This is a genomic window from Fonticella tunisiensis, assembly GCF_004364155.1.
In the GTDB taxonomy this organism is placed as follows: Bacteria; Bacillota; Clostridia; order Clostridiales; family Caloramatoraceae; genus Fonticella; species Fonticella tunisiensis.
Genome location: NZ_SOAZ01000025.1, coordinates 27,684 through 46,738, shown reverse-complemented (window position 1 = coordinate 46,738; position 19,055 = coordinate 27,684). Strand labels below are relative to the sequence as shown.

Genomic DNA, 19,055 nt, shown 5'->3' with positions numbered 1-19,055 from the left:
GAGGTGCTTCGCACATTCCTTGAGCAAAAGCCTTTACAAAGTCATATATATTCCAATTACCACCCTCACAGTAAAGGAGTTTTATATGGCTCTTTGTGATGGTCTTGGTATAACGCCAGCTTACAAGAAAGTGACCATGTTTAAGCAGATACAGGATTCAATACGCAGCTATTCATCAAAGAACATTACACCTGTAATACTCATTGATGAGGTACAATTCCTTTCAAACAGCATCCTTGATGATTTCAGATTAATCCTTAACTTTGACATGGATTCTAAAAATCTCTGCATAGTTGTGTTCTGCGGTCAACCAAAGCTTGTTTTGCAGCTTGAAAGGCAGCCCCATGAGGCTCTGCGTCAGCGTATAGCGATTAACTATACTTTCTCTGGTTTATCCAGGAGCGAAACACAGGAATATATATTATCACGATTTAAAGCAAGTGGCAGGAAGGAACCACCTGTTGAAGAAGGTGTATATGAGTTTATTTATACAACTACAGGTGGTATCCCGAGAAAGATTAATAAGCTTATGACAATGGCTCTCCTGTTAGGCTTTAAGGAAAAGCAATCAGTGCTTACTTCTGATATATTTCTTAAAGCCAGCGATGAAAATACCCTTAAAACACCATAGGAGATGATATTATGGATACTAATGTTAATATTCCAGTTAAGTGCGCAATTGGCGATAAGGAGCATTGTTTAGCGGATTCATGGGAAGCCCGTATATTGTACCTAAAAAATTATGGAAGTCATTATGAAATACGGATACACTCCTATTACGGGTCAGTTTTAGTGTTATTTGGCAAAACTGCCTTTGGATATTTTGCATGTATTCCTGATTTTGAAGCTGGATGTCACCTTTCACACCTTAAGGATATCTTTTGGAATATTGAGCAGTTAGTCAGAATCATTGACGAAGTCACAGGAATTACAATTGCTGAGGCACTACGTGCTGTAGCAGATTATATTGGGCCTAAAGTACACAAGGAAGATTAGCAAATGATATTTAAGTTTCTTGTCTACCGGGAGGATAGGGCAATGTAGGGATACAACCTGAGCGCCCGGTAGAATTCTATACAAGATAAATGAGAAAGGGTAGTTTGCACTGCCTTTTTTCATTTATCTTGGAAGAACCAAAGCGATAAATCCCGGGGTTTGGGGCAGAGCCCCATATGTACTAAGTTTCTATAATTTGCATTTTAGGCTGATTTTACTAGAAGCAGTTTATTTAATCTGCTGTTTTTAGAATCATTTTTTATTATTTTGAGGGTATTATATTGTGACTTTATCAGCATATTTTATTGTGCTGTGTAACAAGATATATCTGCAACAACTTTATACATTTTTTACTTGTATTTTATTTTCTACTGAACATTCAGTTTCATATTTTGCAATAATTAAATTATTTTTTACTATACACAAATTCTTCAATTATTAAAAATATTAAGTAAAGAAATAATAAAATAAAACTAATTATCGTAGATTTATAAAAAAAATCTTCAAACAACTTAGTAGACCATCCTTCGTCTCCAATTAACCAGTAAGATACTTTATTAGCAATACCTATCCCATCATATTTTTCTATTGGTATTAAATAATTAACGGCTAATTGAATATTAATTAAAATGGAAAATAATAATGCTATTAGGATACTTTTTGATAATTTTATTCGATTTGTCTTTTTATAAACAACCATATTATAGATAATTAATATAATTACCACAGCTATTATTATCATCATAATTTTTTACCACCTCTTTAAATTTTTCCACATTATACACAATATCAAAGAAGAGTTCACAAAAACTCTTCTTTGATATTATGATTGCCTTATTTATTATATTCCTCTAAGTACCAATACAAAGATGGAATATGTTTTTTATACTTATTTTCAATAAATGTATTATCAGCTGATGTATCAACCAAAAATATTCTTTCATCTGTTTGAAGTTCTTTCAAATATTTGTAACTTATCTCTCCATAAAAATCAATAACACCTTTTAATTCAGATTTTGTTTCACTCACCATTATTTTTATATTATTTCTAGAAATTTTCCCATTTTTATCAATTGTTCCAGATATAGTAACTCTATTACCATTTTCATCTATTGCTCTTAAGGCAAATCTGTGTATATAAATTTTATATCTATCTATAAGTTTTTCAAATTCATCTATTGTAATAGGTTTATTTAACGTCACTGTTATTAATATGTTTTCTTTTTTATTATTAATCAATATGTTATTTTTATTTTTAATAGTATTCTTGTACTCATTAAGTTTTGCTAATGATGTTTTATCTATTTCAGAATATAAACTTAAAATTTGTTGCTTTGTCTTTAATAAATCTTTTTTATCTATATTATTATTTTTTTATATCCAAAAACTGTAATCGAACTCAACAACATTAGTATTAATATAAGTATAAATATTTTTTTACTATTCAACTTCACTTCTATCCCTCCCTCATTAATCTTAATTTTTTCTTTCTGATTATATCATTATATTAAGGTTGTCCAGGATTTTTACCATATGTAAATGTTTGTTGTGGAACATCAGACATTAATTCTGTATTATATTCACCTGTTATACTTTTTGAACTCATACACGCTCTTGTTTGAATAGTTCCACCAGAAGTTCCATTTCTTTTATCTTCAAACTGGGATATTACATAATACGCTGTAGAGGAATTAACTAGGCTCAAAGCAACCACTTCTGTTTCATCATTATATCCATTACCAAAAGGCCATGGATCATCTTCTATATCTATTTTGGGATTAGGTAAATTAGTAGAAAGCCATCCAGTAGCATCTATTGTCTCATCGTAATCATTAGTATTTGATATATCCCACGTGAAGTACCATCCTTTTGTATTCATGTAATTTTGGATAGCATTAACAGCATATTGATTAAATAACATATTTGAGGTTCTAACATTAAGTAAGTTCTTTCCATTTTCATTCCAAAATGACATCCAACCCGTTCCTGAATATGGACAATAACTACCATGTAAATCTGTTTTACCACTTCCATAGTCCCAACTTACAGTAGGTCCATAAACAATTGCATAAGCAATGTTAGAAATTGATATCATAATGACTGCCGCAACTAAACATAGTATAGTATTTCTCTTAATTTTTATTTTCATTATTATCCCTCCCTCAAACGATAGATGATGATGACATTGTCAAAAGTTTTAGGGTACTTTTGATTCTAATCCGTAGATTATTATTTTTTTCTTCATTCGTCCCTCCCTTCCTCAAAGTTATAACCAGTTTAAGTAAAAGCATGTATGAGCTGCCTCATATTGACTTTTTACTATATATTGACAATTGTGTCAATTAAAAATTTCCTTTTTATTCTGACATAATTCTACGTCAACTTATTGTAATACAATTAATTACACATAATTTTAATATAAATTTCTTTTCAAACTTGCCTAATATATCAATAACTTACAAATACCTAAATATAAATTCAAATGAAAGTTAAAATTTTATCATAAAATAAAAAATCGTAGTAAAAGTATCTTCTACTGTCACCCTCCCACTCCACCTCCATCCCATCCTTAAACACAAAAACCATCTTCCCATCTTCATAAACCTTAACTGTCTCAATTACTATATTCCAAAGCTCACCATCAAACTCATCTATTAATTCATCCCTATCCCTTAAAACCTTCATAAATTCCTCTATCCTATCCTTCTTTACAAGCCTTTCAAACCTCTCATTTTCAACATCTTCAATTGACTTTCTATTCCCTTCATACCTTTCAACTAAGGCATTGTACTTTTTCACATATTCCTCTTGGTCCTGTGCTTTAGTTGCATTATCACGAATACACCTATTTATTTCTTCTATAATTTCTTTTGCTTCCTTTTCAAGTTCACATATTTTTTCATCTAAATCTTTGGTATTAACAATTTCCTTTATAACTTCCTCATACCCTCTTAATATTTCTTCCTTATTACTTATAACCCCATTAAACACCTCAACAAATGCCTTCTTTAAATCTTCTTCATTTATAAATGGCGTCTTGCACTTTTTCTCATTCTTATACTTAGAATTGCACTGCCAAATAATCTTTCTATACTTATCATTGGAATGCCAAACCTTTCTTCCATAGAAACTTCCACAGTCACCGCAGATAATCTTTCCTGAAAAGTAATTTTTCCCTGTCTTATATCCTCTTGCACCTTTTCTATTTTTTATCTCCATCTGCACTAAATCAAATACTTCAGGTGAGATAATTGCAGGATGGCTGTTTTCTACATAATACTGTGGAACTTCCCCTTCGTTTCTCTTTATCTTCTTTGTAAGAAAATCTACTGTAAATGTCTTTTGAAGTATTGCATCTCCTTTATACTTTTCATTTTGAAGGATACTTAAAACTGTGCTCTGGTGCCATACTTTTTTACCACCTGGTGTTTGAACTTTATTCTCCGTTAAATACTTTGCTATACTTAATGCAGTTTTGCCTTCTAAAAACATTTTATAAATTAGCCTTACAATCTTTGCTTCTTCCTCAACTATCTTAGGAAAGTCATCTTCTCCTTTTGTGTACCCTAAAAACCTTTTATATGGCAAACTAAACTTCCCATCAGCAAACCTTTTTCTCTGGCCCCATGCAACATTTTCACTGATTGAACGGCTCTCTTCTTGAGCAAGGCTTGACATAATGGTGATTAAAAGTTCTCCTTTACTATCCATGGTATAGATATTTTCCTTTTCAAAATAAACTTCTACACCTTTCTCCTTTAGTTTTCTAACTGTTGTTAATGTATCTACTGTATTTCTTGCAAATCGGCTAACTGACTTTGTTATTATAAGGTCTATCTTGCCATTTAGGGCATCTTCAATCATTCTGTTAAACCCATCTCTCTTTTAGTGCTTGTTGCTGAAATGCCTTCATCTGTGTAAACCTTTACAAAAGTCCATTCAGGGTTTGATTTTATATATTTTGTATAGTAATCCATTTGTGCTTCAAAGCTTTGAAGCTGTTCTTCATTATCAGTTGAAACCCTTGCGTAAGCAGCTACTCTTTTTCTATTTAATTTTGTTTTTGTAATTAGAGAAACGTTAGTTGCTGTTGCTGGTATTACCGTTACGGCTCTTGCCATAAGTTTCAACTACAAAAGTTATATGTGATATAGCTGCCATCAAAAAAGCAAAAAAACCCTGATTTCTCAAGGCTTCTAACTATCGTATCAACGCATCGTTCAAATTTGGTGGAGGCGAGGGGAATCGAACCCCTGTCCGAAAGTATAGAAACTCAAGCATCTCCGAGCGCAGTCCCTGCTTTAACATTCCCTCAGTTAGACGCCCAGGGACAGGCTTCTAACCTCAGTAGCTTCATAAATTCCGTTCCCTGCTCAAAGCTTTGCAGGGCTCGGTACCCCACTGGTCGACGCCCTATCCCAGGCCGTGGGATTCCCGGGTAGAACGAGCTGCTATATTAAGCAGCTAAAGCTAAATTATCGTTTGCGTTTATTTTTAATCCCGGTTTTTATAGAGGCACCGGGGTCCTCTGCTCGCTTCTTGAATTCCTACTACCCCCGTCGAAAGCCTGAACGCCCCCAGGTTATCTGTAGGATTCTTTAATATGCCTTTCAATTTCTCTTCGAGCATCTCTCTTTGCTATGTCTTCCCTCTTATCATATAGCTTTTTTCCCTTGGCAACAGCTAACTGAACCTTCACAAGTCCCCTGGTTTGATAAAGGGATAATGGTATTAAAGTATATCCCTGCTGTGAGGTTAAACCCGCCAGCCTCCTTATTTCACTCTTATGCATTAAAAGCCTTTTGGGTCTCAAAGGGTCTCTGTTAAATATATTTCCCTTTTCATAGGGGCTTATATGAAGATTGTATACATAAATCTCGCCGTTTTTAATATCAGCGTAGCTGTCTTTTAAATTAGCCTTGCCAAGCTTAACTGATTTGACTTCAGTACCAAATAGCTCAATTCCTGCTTCATAGGTCTCTTCTATGAAGTAATCATGCCTGGCCTTTCTGTTTTCTGCCAGAGTTTTGTTTTGAGTTTTCATATCATCACCATATAAAATATTATAGCAGATTATTATTATATCATATATACATACATTGTCAACAGGCACTTAATATCAAGGGGGCTGCCCCTGCAAACAAGAAATTAGTTTAATTTATCCCCATGCTTTATTATATCATGAACCAGCTCCTATTTAAAGAATATAATAAATCATAAATCTTTATACATATTAAATATATTGATGAAGGTGATAAAATGAAATGTTCAAACTGTGGCAATGAAGAAAATAATAGTTTCAGGTTTTGCATTCGTTGCGGTTTTAAATTAGTTGAGGAGAACTCGGCCAGTACAGATGTTGATTCATCATTTTATGCGCCTTAATTCCCGGAGAGGGTATTTATGCAGTGGCCATCCATGGTTATTATGATTATACAGAGAAAGTTAAAGAAAGCTGGGGAATCTATAACGATTTAGAGCCCAAGAAGGTAGATAATCTTATTGTTAAGAAGCGAAAAATAATCCAGGAACTGTTAGATGATACAGACTCCTATATTATAATATTAAATTGACACATTTAAATAGGGTAGAAAAACTCTACCCTACAATTACTACTTTACTCCATAATCACTTACAGACATTACTCCTCATACTCGTCTGCCAAAGCAAAATCTATTGTCCTGTTTTCTATATCCGTCTTTATAACCTTTACCGTTACAGTATCTCCAAGCCTGTAAACCTTTCTCATACGCTCTCCAATTAAAGAATAATGTTTTTCGTCATAAATATAAAAATCGTCAACCATATTGCTTATATGAACAAGTCCCTCTATGGTATTTTCAAGTTCAACAAACATACCAAAGGAAGTTACGGATGATATTATGCCTGTATAAACATTACCAATTTTGTCAGACATAAACTCGACTTTCTTCAAATCCTCCGTTTCACGCTCTGCCTCCTGGGCAACCCTTTCCATGTCGCTTGACTGTTTAGAGGCATCCTCTACGAATTTTCTGAGCTTCTTCTCACGCTTTTCATCTATTTTTCCTGCTATAAACTCCTTTATTATTCTGTGTATTGCAAGGTCAGGATATCTTCTAATGGGGGATGTAAAATGGCAATAATACCTTGCTGAAAGACCAAAATGCCCCGTACACTCTGGTGAATATCTCGCCTGTTTCAGGGATCTTAGAAGGAGTGTGCTGACAACTGCTTCTTCCCTTTTTCCTTTTACTTCCTCAAGGATTTCCTGTAAAACCTTTGGATGAATTTCTCTGGTGGGTCTCATGAAATATCCCAGATTATGTATAAACTCGCCGAAAACCGCCAGCTTTTCTTCATCCGGATCCTCATGCACCCTATAAACAAAGGGTACCCCTGACCAGTACATATGCTCAGCAACGGTTTCATTGCATACAAGCATAAACTCCTCTATTATTCTATTGGCTATTTCCCTTTCATAGGGCTTGATCTCAACGGGTTTACCCTTTTCATCCAACACAATTTTGCTTTCTTCAAACTCGAAATCCAGCGCTCCCCTCTGCATTCTTTTATTATAAAGTATATTGCAGAGCTCTTCCATAATCTTAAAATCTTCAATCAAATAGCTGTATCTTTCCATAAGTTCAGGATCTCTATCCCTTAAAATCTTTGTTACTTCAGTATATGTCATTCTTTCACACGTTTTTATTATGCTTTCGAATATTTCATGATCAACGACCCTTCCACTGCTGTCAATTGTCATCATACAGGTTAAAGTTAGCCTATCCACCCTTGGATTTAAACTGCAGAGCCCATTCGAAAGCTTTTTAGGAAGCATCGGTATAACTCTATCAACGAGATATACGCTGGTAGCCCTTTTAAAGGCTTCCTTATCCAGAGGTGATTTTTCCTTTACATAATAGGTCACATCTGCAATATGCACTCCAAGCCTGTATTTCCCATCGGGAAGCTTTTCCACTGAAACGGCGTCATCAAGATCCTTCGCATCCTCACCATCTATTGTAACTATCTTAAGATTTCTCAAATCCCTTCTTCGCTCATATTCCCTTTCATCAATTTCATCAGGTATCTTTGCAGCATATTTTTCAACTTCTTCTGGAAATTCTTCAGGAAGATTGTATTTTTTAATTATGGACAATATATCTATTCCTGGATTATCCCTGCTTCCAAGTATTTCAATGATCTTGCCTTCAGGGTTTCGCCTTTTTTCAGGCCATTTTACAACCTCTACAACTACTTTATATCCATTTTTAGCACCATTGATATCGGCCTTTGGAATGAATATGTCCTGATATATTCTTTTATCATCTGGAATAACAAAGCCAAAATAATCGCTTTTCTCAAATGTTCCTACAATCTTTGTGTTCGCTCTCTCAAGTATTCTTATTATTTCTCCTTCAATCTTTTTCCCCGGAATACCTTCCTTTACTATCTTGGCTATTACTCTGTCATTATGCATAGCTCCATTTATACCTTCGGCAGGTATATATACATCGGGCTGGCCTTCAATGTCAGGTATTACAAACCCAAAGCCCTTAGGATTACCCTGGAGCTTTCCTACAACCATGTTCATCCTTTCAGGAATGCCATATCTATTTTTTCTGGTTTTAATTACCTTCCCCTCTAACTCCATTTCGTCAAGTATGGAATAAAACATTCCCCACTCTTTTTTGTTAATATCAAAAATAAGTGCAAGTTCTTCAGCCGTCATTGGTTTATATGCTTCTTCCCTCATAAAATCCAGAAGTTTTTCTTTTATCCTGCTCACAATATCACTCCTCCAGAGTATTTATCCATCAAATAGGGTAAATAAATAGTTAATGATTAGTATTATAATAACATCATTCAAGATAAATAGCTGCTCTTTTATTTATTTTTTTACATTATAGATATTTTTATTCTCAGGCACCAATCACATTTGAAAATTATGCATACATTTTACATCTTATATTAATAATGTTCATTTGTCAAAACAAATAAAAAGGGCCCGTTAGTAAATGGGCCTTAGAATTACTTAACTAAATTATTTATTAACATACCACCGTATTGTGCTATAACAGGCGCAAATACAAGTGACACTATCGTCATAAGCTTTATAAGTATATTCATTGCAGGGCCTGCAGTATCCTTAAAGGGATCTCCTACCGTATCCCCAACAACCGCAGCCTTATGGGCGCCGCTTCCTTTCCCTCCAAATTCTCCGGTTTCAATATATTTCTTTGCATTATCCCATGCGCCGCCGGCATTTGCCATAAGTATGGCAACAAGTACGCCGGATACAACTGAACCTGCTATAAGTCCCCCAAGGGCCTCTGCTCCCAATATCAATCCCACTGCGACAGGAACTACAACAGCCAGTATTCCTGGGAGAACCATCTGCCTAAGGGCTGCTCCTGTGGATATATCAACGCATCTGGCATAATCGGGCTTTTCTTTACCCTCCATAATACCAGGATTCTCCCTAAACTGCCTTCTAACCTCTTCAATCATTTCATTTGCAGATTTACCAACAGCCTCCATTGTAAGTGCTGCAAAGAAATATGGCAGTACTCCTCCTAGAAGAACACCGACTAGAGTTAAGGGGTTCAAAAGATCAATAGCCTTTATTCCGACCGCCTGTGAATATGAAGCAAAAAGTGCAAGTGCTGTTAAAGCTGCTGAACCTATTGCAAATCCCTTGCCAATAGCTGCAGTGGTATTTCCAACTGAGTCTAATCTATCCGTTATTTGCCTTACTTCCTTTGGAAGCCCAGACATTTCAGCAATACCCCCTGCGTTATCGGCAATTGGGCCATATGCATCAACTGCAACGGTCATTCCTGTTGTTGACAGCATGCCAAGGGCTGCAAGGGATATTCCATAGAGCCCCGCCATTGAATTTGCAAATCCGCCCATTACAAAGAATGAGAATAAAACAGCAACTGCAATAAATAATATTGAAGGAACAGTTGAATACATTCCTACCGCAAGTCCTGAAATGATTGTAGTTGCTGGTCCCGTCTGGGACTGATAGGAAATCTTTTTAACATGTCTGTAGTCAGCAGAAGTATAAACCTCTGTTAACTGCCCTATTATTACTCCAACTAAAGTTCCACCTGCAATTGCCCAGAATGCCTTTAAACCACCAAACAATGTATAACTGAGTATTCCAGCAGCTATAAGCACAAGTATACTGCTTACATATGTGCCATTTTTAAGTGACTTCTGTGGATTAGAGTCTTCCTTACCTTTAACAAAAAGTGACCCAATTATAGAAGAAATAACTCCAATTGAAGCAAGAACAAGAGGGAATAGCACTCCCCTTCCATCTTTAAATAAAACCACTCCAAGGGTTAAAGTTGAAATGATTGAACCTACATAGGATTCAAACAGGTCAGCACCCATGCCTGCAACGTCACCTACATTATCACCAACGTTATCGGCTATAACTGCCGGATTCCTGGGATCATCTTCTGGAATTCCTGCTTCAACCTTACCCACAAGATCAGCCCCTACATCAGCAGCTTTAGTATAAATACCGCCTCCAACACGTGCAAAAAGTGCTATGGAGCTGGCTCCAAGTCCAAAGCCCGTTACTATTTCAGCATTACGCGTAATAATGTACAATATTCCAACTCCAAGAAGTCCAAGTCCTACAACTGACATTCCCATTACAGCTCCACCTGAAAAGGCAATTTCAAGGGCCTTATTCTGTCCCTTCCTTGCCGCATTAGCTGTTCTTACATTGGCCTTTGTTGCAACCTGCATTCCAAAGAAACCTGATAAAATTGAAAACACAGCCCCTATAGCAAAGCATATAGCAGTTGACCAGTTTATAAATAATCCGAGAATCATAAATACAATCAGAATAAATACTGCAAGTGTCCTATATTCCCTGGTTAAAAAGGCCATTGCTCCTTCGTGAATGTAGCTTGAAATTTCTCTCATTTTGTCAGTTCCTGTATCTTCTTTTGAGATTTTGTTGGATAGATATAGGGCAAACAAAAGCCCAAGAATACCGGAAATAGGTGCAAATACCAATGCAGTTTCGTTCATAAGATTCTCCCCCTCCATTTACCCAGTTTTATATAGATAATTATTAATCATATAAAAATTATATTACATATTATGGTAATATGGTAGTACTTTTGTAATTATTATATGCAAAATTCATGGATAAAATTTACTTTAATAACTATAAACTAAAATATCATATAATTTGTTCCTGTTATGCCTAATTATATTTAAATTTTAGAGAATAAAATAAAAATCGCTCCTCTACTTGCTCCTTAACAAATAAAGGGCGATCCTTATAGTTTAGCTTAAAGTTCATTATTTATTCGATAGATAAACAAGTATAATTGATGTAATAACAAATAATATCATTGATACAATTGTAAGTACCCTCAGTTTTCCTTCATATGTTCGAGATTTGTTTTTTCCAAAGAACGTCTCTGCACTGCCTGAAATAGCAGTTGATAACCCCTGAACCTTAGCTGGCTGCATTAGTACCGAGATCATAACTACAAGGCTTATAACTATATGAAGAACAGTAATTATTGTTTTAACCATTATAGCACCTCCCACCTTACAGGTTAACGATATTCATATTTTAGCATAATGGTAAATTAAATACAATAATCTGTAAACGATAAAGGAGGGTAGTATACCCTCCTAAACCCAAACAAATTATTATCTATTACTTCCTAACGTTATAGAAAGCATCATATCCAAGATATTCTGCCACTTCACCAAGCTCTTCTTCTATTCTAAGAAGCTGGTTGTATTTAGCAACTCTATCAGTTCTAGCTGGTGCACCAGTCTTTATTTGCCCTGCATTCATAGCAACTACAAGGTCGGCTATTGTAGTATCCTCTGATTCTCCTGAACGGTGTGAAACAACTGCTGTATAACCTGCTCTTTCAGCCATTTCTATAGCCTCTATTGTTTCTGTAAGAGTTCCTATCTGGTTAAGCTTTATAAGTATTGAGTTTGCAACTCCCATCTTTATACCCTTTGAAAGTCTTTTAGTGTTAGTAACGAACAGGTCATCGCCTACAAGCTGAATTTTCTTTCCAAGCCTTTCAGTAAGAACCTTCCATCCGTCCCAGTCTTCCTCTGAAAGTCCGTCTTCAAGTGATACAATTGGATACTTGTTAACTAGATCTTCCCAGAATGATACCATCTCTTCTGAAGTTAATGTTCTGCCTTCTCCTGCAAGGTGATACTTTCCATCTTCCTTGTAAAGCTCTGTTGCTGCTGCATCTATTGCTATTGCAACCTGCTCACCTGGCTTGTATCCAGCCTTCTCGATGGCTTCTATTATAACCTGTATAGCCTCTTCGTTTGACTTGAGGTTTGGAGCAAATCCACCTTCATCGCCTATTCCAGTGTTATACCCCTTGGCACCAAGTGTCTTCTTGAGGGAATGATATACTTCAGCACACATTCTTAATGCTTCCCTGAAGTTTTCTGCTCCAACCGGCATAACCATGAATTCCTGAATATCAACGTTATTGTCAGCATGCTTTCCGCCGTTTAATATGTTCATCATTGGAACTGGAAGTACCTTGGCATTTACTCCTCCGATATACTGATATAATGGAAGATTGAGTGAAGCTGCTGCTGCTCTTGCTACTGCAAGTGATACTCCAAGTATAGCATTAGCTCCCAGTTTGCCCTTATTTTCTGTTCCATCAAGTTCAATCAATGTTTTATCGATTAATGTCTGGTCAAAAACGTTGAGCCCTATAAGTTCAGGAGCGATTACAGTATTTACATTATCAACGGCCTTTAAAACTCCCTTTCCAAGATATCTTGACTTATCACCATCCCTGAGTTCAACTGCCTCGAATGCACCTGTTGAAGCTCCTGATGGAACTATAGCCCTTCCTACTGTTCCATCCTCAAGGGTAACTTCAACCTCAACGGTTGGATTTGCTCTGGAGTCAAGAACCTCTCTTGCCAATACGTCAATGATTTCTACATAGTTTTTCATAATAATTCTCCCTTCTGTAAATTATTTCTTTATAAGTGATTTTCCAGTCATTTCTGCTGGTATATTAACTTTCATAAGCTCCAACATCGTTGGGGCGATATCGGAAAGTCTTCCACCTTCCCTAAGCTCAATATCTCCTTCACCAATTACTATGAACGGCACAAGATTTGTCGTATGGGATGTTAAAGGTTCTCCAGTTTCATAGTCAATCATCTGGTCTGCGTTTCCATGATCTGCTGTAACATATAAAGCTCCACCCTTTTCAAGAACCTTGTTTACAATTCTTCCAAGACACTTATCAACGGTTTCAATAGCTTTTACAGCAGCATCAAAATTTCCAGTGTGGCCAACCATATCAGGATTTGCAAAGTTCAATATTATTACATCAAATTTGTTGCTCTCTATTTCCTCAATAACCCTGTCAGTTACAGCGTATGCACTCATCTCCGGCTGAAGATCATAGGTTGGCACCTTTGGTGATGGAATGAGTATCCTTTCTTCATTTGGATATGGAGCCTCAATCCCACCATTGAAGAAGAAAGTTACATGGGCATACTTCTCTGTTTCTGCAATTCTAAGTTGGTTTAATCCCAGGCTGCTTATATATTCACCAAAGGTATTCTTGTGAACCTGAGGTTTATAAGCAATTTCAACGTTTTCGATGGTTTTATCATATTGAGTCATGCACACGAAGTAAAGGGATAATAGTTCTCTTTCGAAGCCTGCAAACTCTCTGTCAACAAGTGCCCTTGTAATTTGCCTTGCCCTGTCAGGTCTGAAATTAAAGAATATGACAGAATCCTTTGATTTTATAGTTGCCGTTGGTTTACCCTGGCTAAACACTACAGTTGGGACAACAAATTCATCCGTTTTATTCTGGGCATAGGATTTTTCAACAGCTTCCCTTGCTGATGCTGCTGTTTCGCCTTCTCCCTTTACCATTGCATTATATGCAAGCTCTGTTCTTTCCCATCTTTTATCTCTGTCCATTGCATAATATCTTCCTGCAATGGTTGCAATCCTTCCAATACCTGTTTTCTTCATATAGCTCTCAAGCCTGTCAATGTATTCAATGGCACTTTGAGGCGGAACGTCACGTCCGTCAAGGAAAGCGTGTACATATACATTTGATAAACCATTATCCTTACAGAGCTTGAGAAGAGCTTCTAAATGGTCAATATGGCTGTGAACTCCTCCATCTGATAATAATCCCATAAGATGAAGGTCACTTCCATTATCCTTAGCATTTTGAATGGCTTTCAGGAAGGGTTCTCTCTTAAAAAAGTCTCCTTCTTCAATTTCCTTGTTAATCCTTGTAAAGTCCTGATATATAATTCTTCCGGCGCCTATATTCAAGTGTCCAACTTCAGAGTTTCCCATCTGTCCCTTTGGAAGACCAACATCAAGACCGCTTGCACTGAGTACGGTATGGGGATAGTTGTTCCAGTAGTTATCAAAATTAGGCTTCTTAGCATGGGCTATGGCGTTGCCCTCTACTTTTTCATTTATTCCCCATCCGTCCAGGACAACTAACATTCTCAGTCTTTTCTGCATATATATCCTCCTTAATAATTCACAATTGCTGCAAAGTCTGCTGCATTAAGGCTTGCTCCTCCAACCAGTGCTCCGTCTATATCGCTTTGAGCCATCTGTTCCTTAATTGTTGATGGTTTAACACTTCCTCCATATTGTATTCTTATGCTTTCAGCAGCGTTATCACCATAAAGTTCTCTAACTTTATTTCTTATAAATGCTATAACTTCGTTGGCCTGCTCTGATGTTGCTGTCTTTCCTGTTCCAATTGCCCAAACAGGCTCATAAGCTATAACCATTCTTGCAACCTTTTCAGCATCAAGGTTCATTAAATCCCTTTCTACCTGAGAGCTTATTACTTCAAATGTCTTTCCGGCTTCTCTTTCCTCAAGGGTTTCCCCTACACAGAGTATTGGAGTTAGCCCATATATAAAGGCTGCTTTAACCTTTTTATTAATTAGCTCGTCATCTTCCTTGAAGTACTGTCTTCTTTCGCTATGTCCAAGTATTACATATTCAACTCCCAGGTCTTTAAGCATTGTTGGTGAAACTTCTCCTGTAAAAGCACCCTCAGCTTGATAATACATATTCTGTGCTCCAACCTTTATGTTGGTATTTTCAACGAGTGTTATTACCTGCGCAAGGGATGTAAAAGGAGGGCACACCACAACTTCACAGTTCGCATTTTTAACCTTGTCCCTGAGTTCAAGGATAAGCTGAGCAGCTTCCTTTGAAGTTTTATTCATTTTCCAGTTTCCAGCAATTATTGGTTTTCTCATTATTCTAATCCTCCTAACAGGAACTCAAAATAAAATTCATCAGCCATAAAATCTATATACATTTACATCCTGCAAGCTATATGGAAAATTACATCCATATAGCTTGCCTTAATCAGTTTTAAATTATTTATCATTAAGTGCTGCTATACCAGGAAGCTCTATTCCTTCAAGGAATTCGAGGGATGCTCCACCACCTGTTGAAATGTGAGTCATCTTATCGGCATATCCCAGTTGTTCAACCGCAGCAGCCGAATCTCCTCCACCTATAATAGTAGTTCCATTCACATTGGCAAGTGCCTCAGCTACAGCCTTTGTTCCTACTGCAAAGGCCGGCATTTCAAATACGCCCATCGGCCCGTTCCAGATAACTGTTTTTGCATCCTTTACAGCATCGCTGAAAAGCTTAACAGTTTTTGGACCGATGTCAAGACCCATGTATTCTTCAGGAATATCTCCTTCAACCACCTTAGATTCTGCATCAGTTTTAAATTCGGCAGCCACAACGTGATCAACAGGAAGATAAATAGTAACTCCCTTAGCTGCTGCCTTATCAAGCATTTCCCTTGCATAATCTATCCTGTCCGCTTCGAGAAGTGACTTTCCTATTCCTTTTCCCTGGGCTTTAAGGAATGTGTAAGCCATACCTCCTCCTATTATAAGCCTATCTACTTTTTCAAGAAGGTTGTTTATAACGCCAATCTTGTCTGAAACCTTTGCTCCACCAAGTATAGCTACAAATGGCCTTTCAGGGTTTTCAAGGGCCTTGCCCATGATTGAAATTTCCTTTTCGATAAGGAATCCCGCAACAGCTGGAAGGAACTTAGCTATACCAGCAGTTGAAGAATGTGCTCTATGAGCAGTTCCAAAGGCATCGTTTACGAATATATCCGCAAGGGAAGCAAGCTTCTTTGCAAATTCAAGATCGTTTTTGGTTTCAGTCTTAATAAACCTTACGTTTTCAAGTACTACTACGTCCCCTTCCTTCATTTCTGAAGTAAGCTTTAAAGCGTTTTCTCCAACAACTTCCTTATCCTCAGCAAGCTTTACTTGTTTGCCAAGAAGCTCAGAAAGCCTCTGTGCCACGGGCTTTAAGCTGTACTTAGCATCATATCCTTCCTTCGGCCTTCCAAGGTGAGACATGAGTATAACCTTTGCTCCATTTTCAATAAGGTACTTTATAGTTGGAAGGGCTGCAACTATTCTTCTGTCGTCTGTTATATTCCCTTCCTTGTCCTGTGGTACATTAAAGTCGCATCTAACTATAACCCTCTTGCCTTTAACATCTATATCTCTAACAGTTTTTTTATTCATAGATGTACCTCCATTAACCTAGAAATTAATGTCCGGCCTCATAGCCCAAACTATAAAACCGGACATTTTAAATTAATTACATTCTTTCAGCCACATAGTTTACCAGGTCGACAATTCTGTTTGAGTATCCCCACTCGTTGTCATACCAGGAAACTACCTTTACCATGTTGCCTTCAATAACCATAGTTGATAGTGCATCAATTATTGATGATCTTTCATCTCCTCTATAGTCTATTGATACAAGTGGTTTTTCTTCGTATCCAAGAATTCCCTTCATTGGACCTTCAGCTGCTTCCTTAAGAGCCGCATTTACTTCTTCTACAGTTACTGTTGTCTTAAGCTCTGCAACTAAGTCTGTAACTGATACGGTTGGAGTTGGAACTCTAAGAGCAAACCCGTTTAACTTACCCTTAAGGTTTGGAAGAACCTTACCTACTGCCTTTGCTGCACCAGTTGTTGTTGGTATTATTGATTCAGCTGCAGCTCTTGCCCTTCTAAGATCCTTGTGTGGAAGGTCAAGAATTCTCTGGTCATTTGTGTATGAGTGAACAGTTGTCATAAGTCCCTTAACTATTCCAAACTTTTCATCAAGAACCTTTGCAAAAGGTGCAAGGCAGTTTGTTGTACATGAAGCGTTTGATATTACATGATGATTTGCTGGATCATAGTCTTTTTCGTTAACTCCCATAACTATTGTTATATCTTCATCTGTCGCAGGAGCTGATATTATAACCTTCTTAGCACCTGCTTCAAGGTGTGCTGCTGCCTTTTCTCTCTTTGTGAAAAGACCAGTTGATTCGATAACTATGTCTACTCCAAGTTCCTTCCATGGAAGGTTCTTTGGATCCTTTTCAGCATAAACTTTTACTTCTTTACCATTAACCACTATTGAATTTTCCTTAGCTTCAACTGTTCCATTGAACTTTCCGAAGCATGAATCATATTGAAGAAGATGAGCAAGTGTTTTGGTGTCCGTTAAATCGTTGATAGCAACAATTTCAATATCCTTGTTTAATCTTGTTTGAGCGATCTTGAATGCGTTTCTTCCTATTCTTCCAAAACCATTGATAGCAACCTTAATTGACATATAAAAATACCTCCTCATATATATTTAAATTTTTTATTACCTACAGGCTATTGATTGGCAGAACAACTATGAAACACTATTCTCTTTTATTCTGATAATTTCCTTTGCAGCACCTTCATCTGTAACCAAAACCATGTGGGGATTATGGGTCTTAGTTGCAATAATAGCCTCTGCCTTATTTTTACCACCAGCTATGGCAATTATGTTTTTAATATACTTTACGTCATCAAATTTTAGTCCCATAGTTGGTGTTATAAATATTATTTCTCCATTTCTGTTGAAATAATAACCAAAGGCTTCTGCAACAGCTCCCTGGGACAGCAGATTTTTTACATCATCGTCATTTAGGCCTCTTCTTCTCGACATTTCGTCTGCCCTGCCTATTCCAAATATCAGTATATCTGCAATGGAAATACTTTTTAAAGTATCCATGATACCAGGTTCATGCATCATTGTCTCCAAAGCTTCATGGCTTAGATTATCTGGTACGTGCAGCAGTTTATGGTTTGCACCTAATTTATTTGCAAGCTTTGCAGCCAGTGTACTTGCTTGTGTTTCAACTTCTCTACCAATTCCTCCTCTGGCAGGGACAACAAGAACGTTTTCTCTACTAATCCTGGGAAAGTTTTCTACTACCTGAGCAACAGAAGTTCCGCCTGTAAGAGCTATTACTGAATCGTTCCTCATAATAGATTTTATGTACGAAGCTGCAACTCGCCCCATTTCCTTCAGAACAGTGCTGTCTTTGTCCAGATCTCCTGGAATAACCATAACCTTTTCAATCTGAAGAAACCTCTGCAGGTTTTCCTCTATGTTGCTTAATCCATTTATCTCATGTATCATCTCTTCCAGCCGTTCTAATATATTTTCTCCTTCTTTTGTTACCATCATACCTATAGAATTTATTTCAATTAGTCCCTGATTTTTTAAGAAGTTTACCTCTGTCCTGACAACTCTCTCACCAAGTTTTAATTCCTGTGACAAAGCCCTTCTTCCAACAGGCTGGTTGTAGTAAATGTTTTTAAGTATACTGTATCTCTTATCCAGAAGTTCCAGCATCTCAGGTATAATCTTTTGCTGTAACATAAGCATGTCCTTCAAGTCATCCACTCTCCTTGGATTTGAAACGTCCCTATGGGTTTGTACAGTCCCATGCAGAGAAATATATGTGGGACTTATGTTGTCCCTATGAATTAATTATGTCCCACTTGGAGCTTCATTCTTAATATAACACTTGTTCTACCATTTTTCAATAGTTGAAATTTCAAAAATTTAGCTTAATTACTTATTTTATTATAGGCAACCAATAAAATTTAAATTTATTTTACATCCCATATATTATGTTTAATATTTTACTTTCAGTAGTTAA

Annotated in this window: 17 protein-coding genes and 1 other RNA gene; 2 read left to right on the top strand and 16 right to left on the bottom strand. The window is 36.6% G+C overall.

Annotated features, from left to right (window positions below; all coding sequences use genetic code 11):
- The coding region (locus tag EDD71_RS12230) for an ExeA family protein (protein ID WP_133629025.1) at positions 1 to 631 on the top strand (631 nt) is incomplete at its 5' end.
- 11 nt (positions 632 to 642) lie between these two features.
- Positions 643 to 996 (top strand): DUF6618 family protein, encoded by a 354-nt coding sequence (locus EDD71_RS12225; protein ID WP_133629024.1) that lies wholly within the window; start codon positions 643 to 645, stop codon positions 994 to 996.
- A gap of 406 nt (positions 997 to 1,402) precedes the next feature.
- Here the strand turns inward: EDD71_RS12225 and EDD71_RS12220 are convergent, their stop codons facing one another.
- The 16 genes from EDD71_RS12220 to EDD71_RS12150 all read right to left on the bottom strand — a co-directional run bounded on the left by EDD71_RS12220 (position 1,403) and on the right by EDD71_RS12150 (position 18,787).
- Positions 1,403 to 1,741, bottom strand: coding sequence for a hypothetical protein (locus EDD71_RS12220; RefSeq protein ID WP_133629023.1), 339 nt, complete (start codon positions 1,739 to 1,741; stop codon positions 1,403 to 1,405).
- An 89-nt stretch (positions 1,742 to 1,830) separates the two neighbouring features.
- On the bottom strand, positions 1,831 to 2,235 hold the full coding sequence (locus EDD71_RS12215; RefSeq protein ID WP_166636477.1) for a hypothetical protein: 405 nt from the start codon (positions 2,233 to 2,235) through the stop codon (positions 1,831 to 1,833).
- A 268-nt stretch (positions 2,236 to 2,503) separates the two neighbouring features.
- Positions 2,504 to 3,145, bottom strand: coding sequence for a hypothetical protein (locus EDD71_RS12210; protein ID WP_133629021.1), 642 nt, complete (start codon positions 3,143 to 3,145; stop codon positions 2,504 to 2,506).
- A 329-nt stretch (positions 3,146 to 3,474) separates the two neighbouring features.
- Complete coding sequence (locus EDD71_RS12205; RefSeq protein ID WP_279233032.1) at positions 3,475 to 4,860, bottom strand: recombinase family protein; 1,386 nt, start codon at positions 4,858 to 4,860, stop codon at positions 3,475 to 3,477.
- Entirely contained in the window at positions 4,857 to 5,117 is a 261-nt protein-coding gene (locus tag EDD71_RS15960) for a recombinase family protein (protein WP_279233031.1), read from the bottom strand. Before EDD71_RS15960 ends, EDD71_RS12205 begins: the two co-directional genes overlap by 4 nt.
- A gap of 106 nt (positions 5,118 to 5,223) precedes the next feature.
- Positions 5,224 to 5,575, bottom strand: a transfer-messenger RNA (tmRNA) gene (gene ssrA / locus EDD71_RS12200).
- A 3-nt stretch (positions 5,576 to 5,578) separates the two neighbouring features.
- Positions 5,579 to 6,040, bottom strand: coding sequence for an SsrA-binding protein SmpB (smpB, locus tag EDD71_RS12195; protein ID WP_133629020.1), 462 nt, complete (start codon positions 6,038 to 6,040; stop codon positions 5,579 to 5,581).
- Positions 6,041 to 6,637: 597 nt separating this feature from the next.
- Positions 6,638 to 8,767 (bottom strand): ribonuclease R, encoded by a 2,130-nt coding sequence (gene rnr / locus EDD71_RS12190; protein ID WP_133629019.1) that lies wholly within the window; start codon positions 8,765 to 8,767, stop codon positions 6,638 to 6,640.
- A 242-nt stretch (positions 8,768 to 9,009) separates the two neighbouring features.
- Positions 9,010 to 11,034, bottom strand: a complete 2,025-nt coding sequence (locus tag EDD71_RS12185) for a sodium-translocating pyrophosphatase (RefSeq protein WP_133629018.1) — start codon at positions 11,032 to 11,034, stop codon at positions 9,010 to 9,012.
- A 276-nt stretch (positions 11,035 to 11,310) separates the two neighbouring features.
- Entirely contained in the window at positions 11,311 to 11,550 is a 240-nt protein-coding gene (secG, locus tag EDD71_RS12180) for a preprotein translocase subunit SecG (RefSeq protein WP_133629017.1), read from the bottom strand.
- A gap of 127 nt (positions 11,551 to 11,677) precedes the next feature.
- Complete coding sequence (eno, locus tag EDD71_RS12175) at positions 11,678 to 12,976, bottom strand: phosphopyruvate hydratase (RefSeq protein ID WP_133629016.1); 1,299 nt, start codon at positions 12,974 to 12,976, stop codon at positions 11,678 to 11,680.
- 21 nt (positions 12,977 to 12,997) lie between these two features.
- Positions 12,998 to 14,530, bottom strand: a complete 1,533-nt coding sequence (gpmI, locus tag EDD71_RS12170) for a 2,3-bisphosphoglycerate-independent phosphoglycerate mutase (protein ID WP_133629015.1) — start codon at positions 14,528 to 14,530, stop codon at positions 12,998 to 13,000.
- Between the two features lie 11 nt (positions 14,531 to 14,541).
- Positions 14,542 to 15,288, bottom strand: a complete 747-nt coding sequence (gene tpiA / locus EDD71_RS12165) for a triose-phosphate isomerase (protein ID WP_133629014.1) — start codon at positions 15,286 to 15,288, stop codon at positions 14,542 to 14,544.
- A 123-nt stretch (positions 15,289 to 15,411) separates the two neighbouring features.
- A complete protein-coding gene (locus tag EDD71_RS12160) occupies positions 15,412 to 16,599 on the bottom strand; it encodes a phosphoglycerate kinase (RefSeq protein WP_133629013.1) in 1,188 nt (395 codons plus the stop codon).
- A 76-nt stretch (positions 16,600 to 16,675) separates the two neighbouring features.
- Positions 16,676 to 17,686: a type I glyceraldehyde-3-phosphate dehydrogenase gene (gene gap / locus EDD71_RS12155; protein WP_133629012.1), complete on the bottom strand. Its 1,011-nt coding sequence runs from the start codon at positions 17,684 to 17,686 to the stop codon at positions 16,676 to 16,678.
- 66 nt (positions 17,687 to 17,752) lie between these two features.
- Positions 17,753 to 18,787 (bottom strand): sugar-binding transcriptional regulator, encoded by a 1,035-nt coding sequence (locus EDD71_RS12150; RefSeq protein ID WP_133629011.1) that lies wholly within the window; start codon positions 18,785 to 18,787, stop codon positions 17,753 to 17,755.
- Between the last annotated feature and the right edge of the window lie 268 nt (positions 18,788 to 19,055).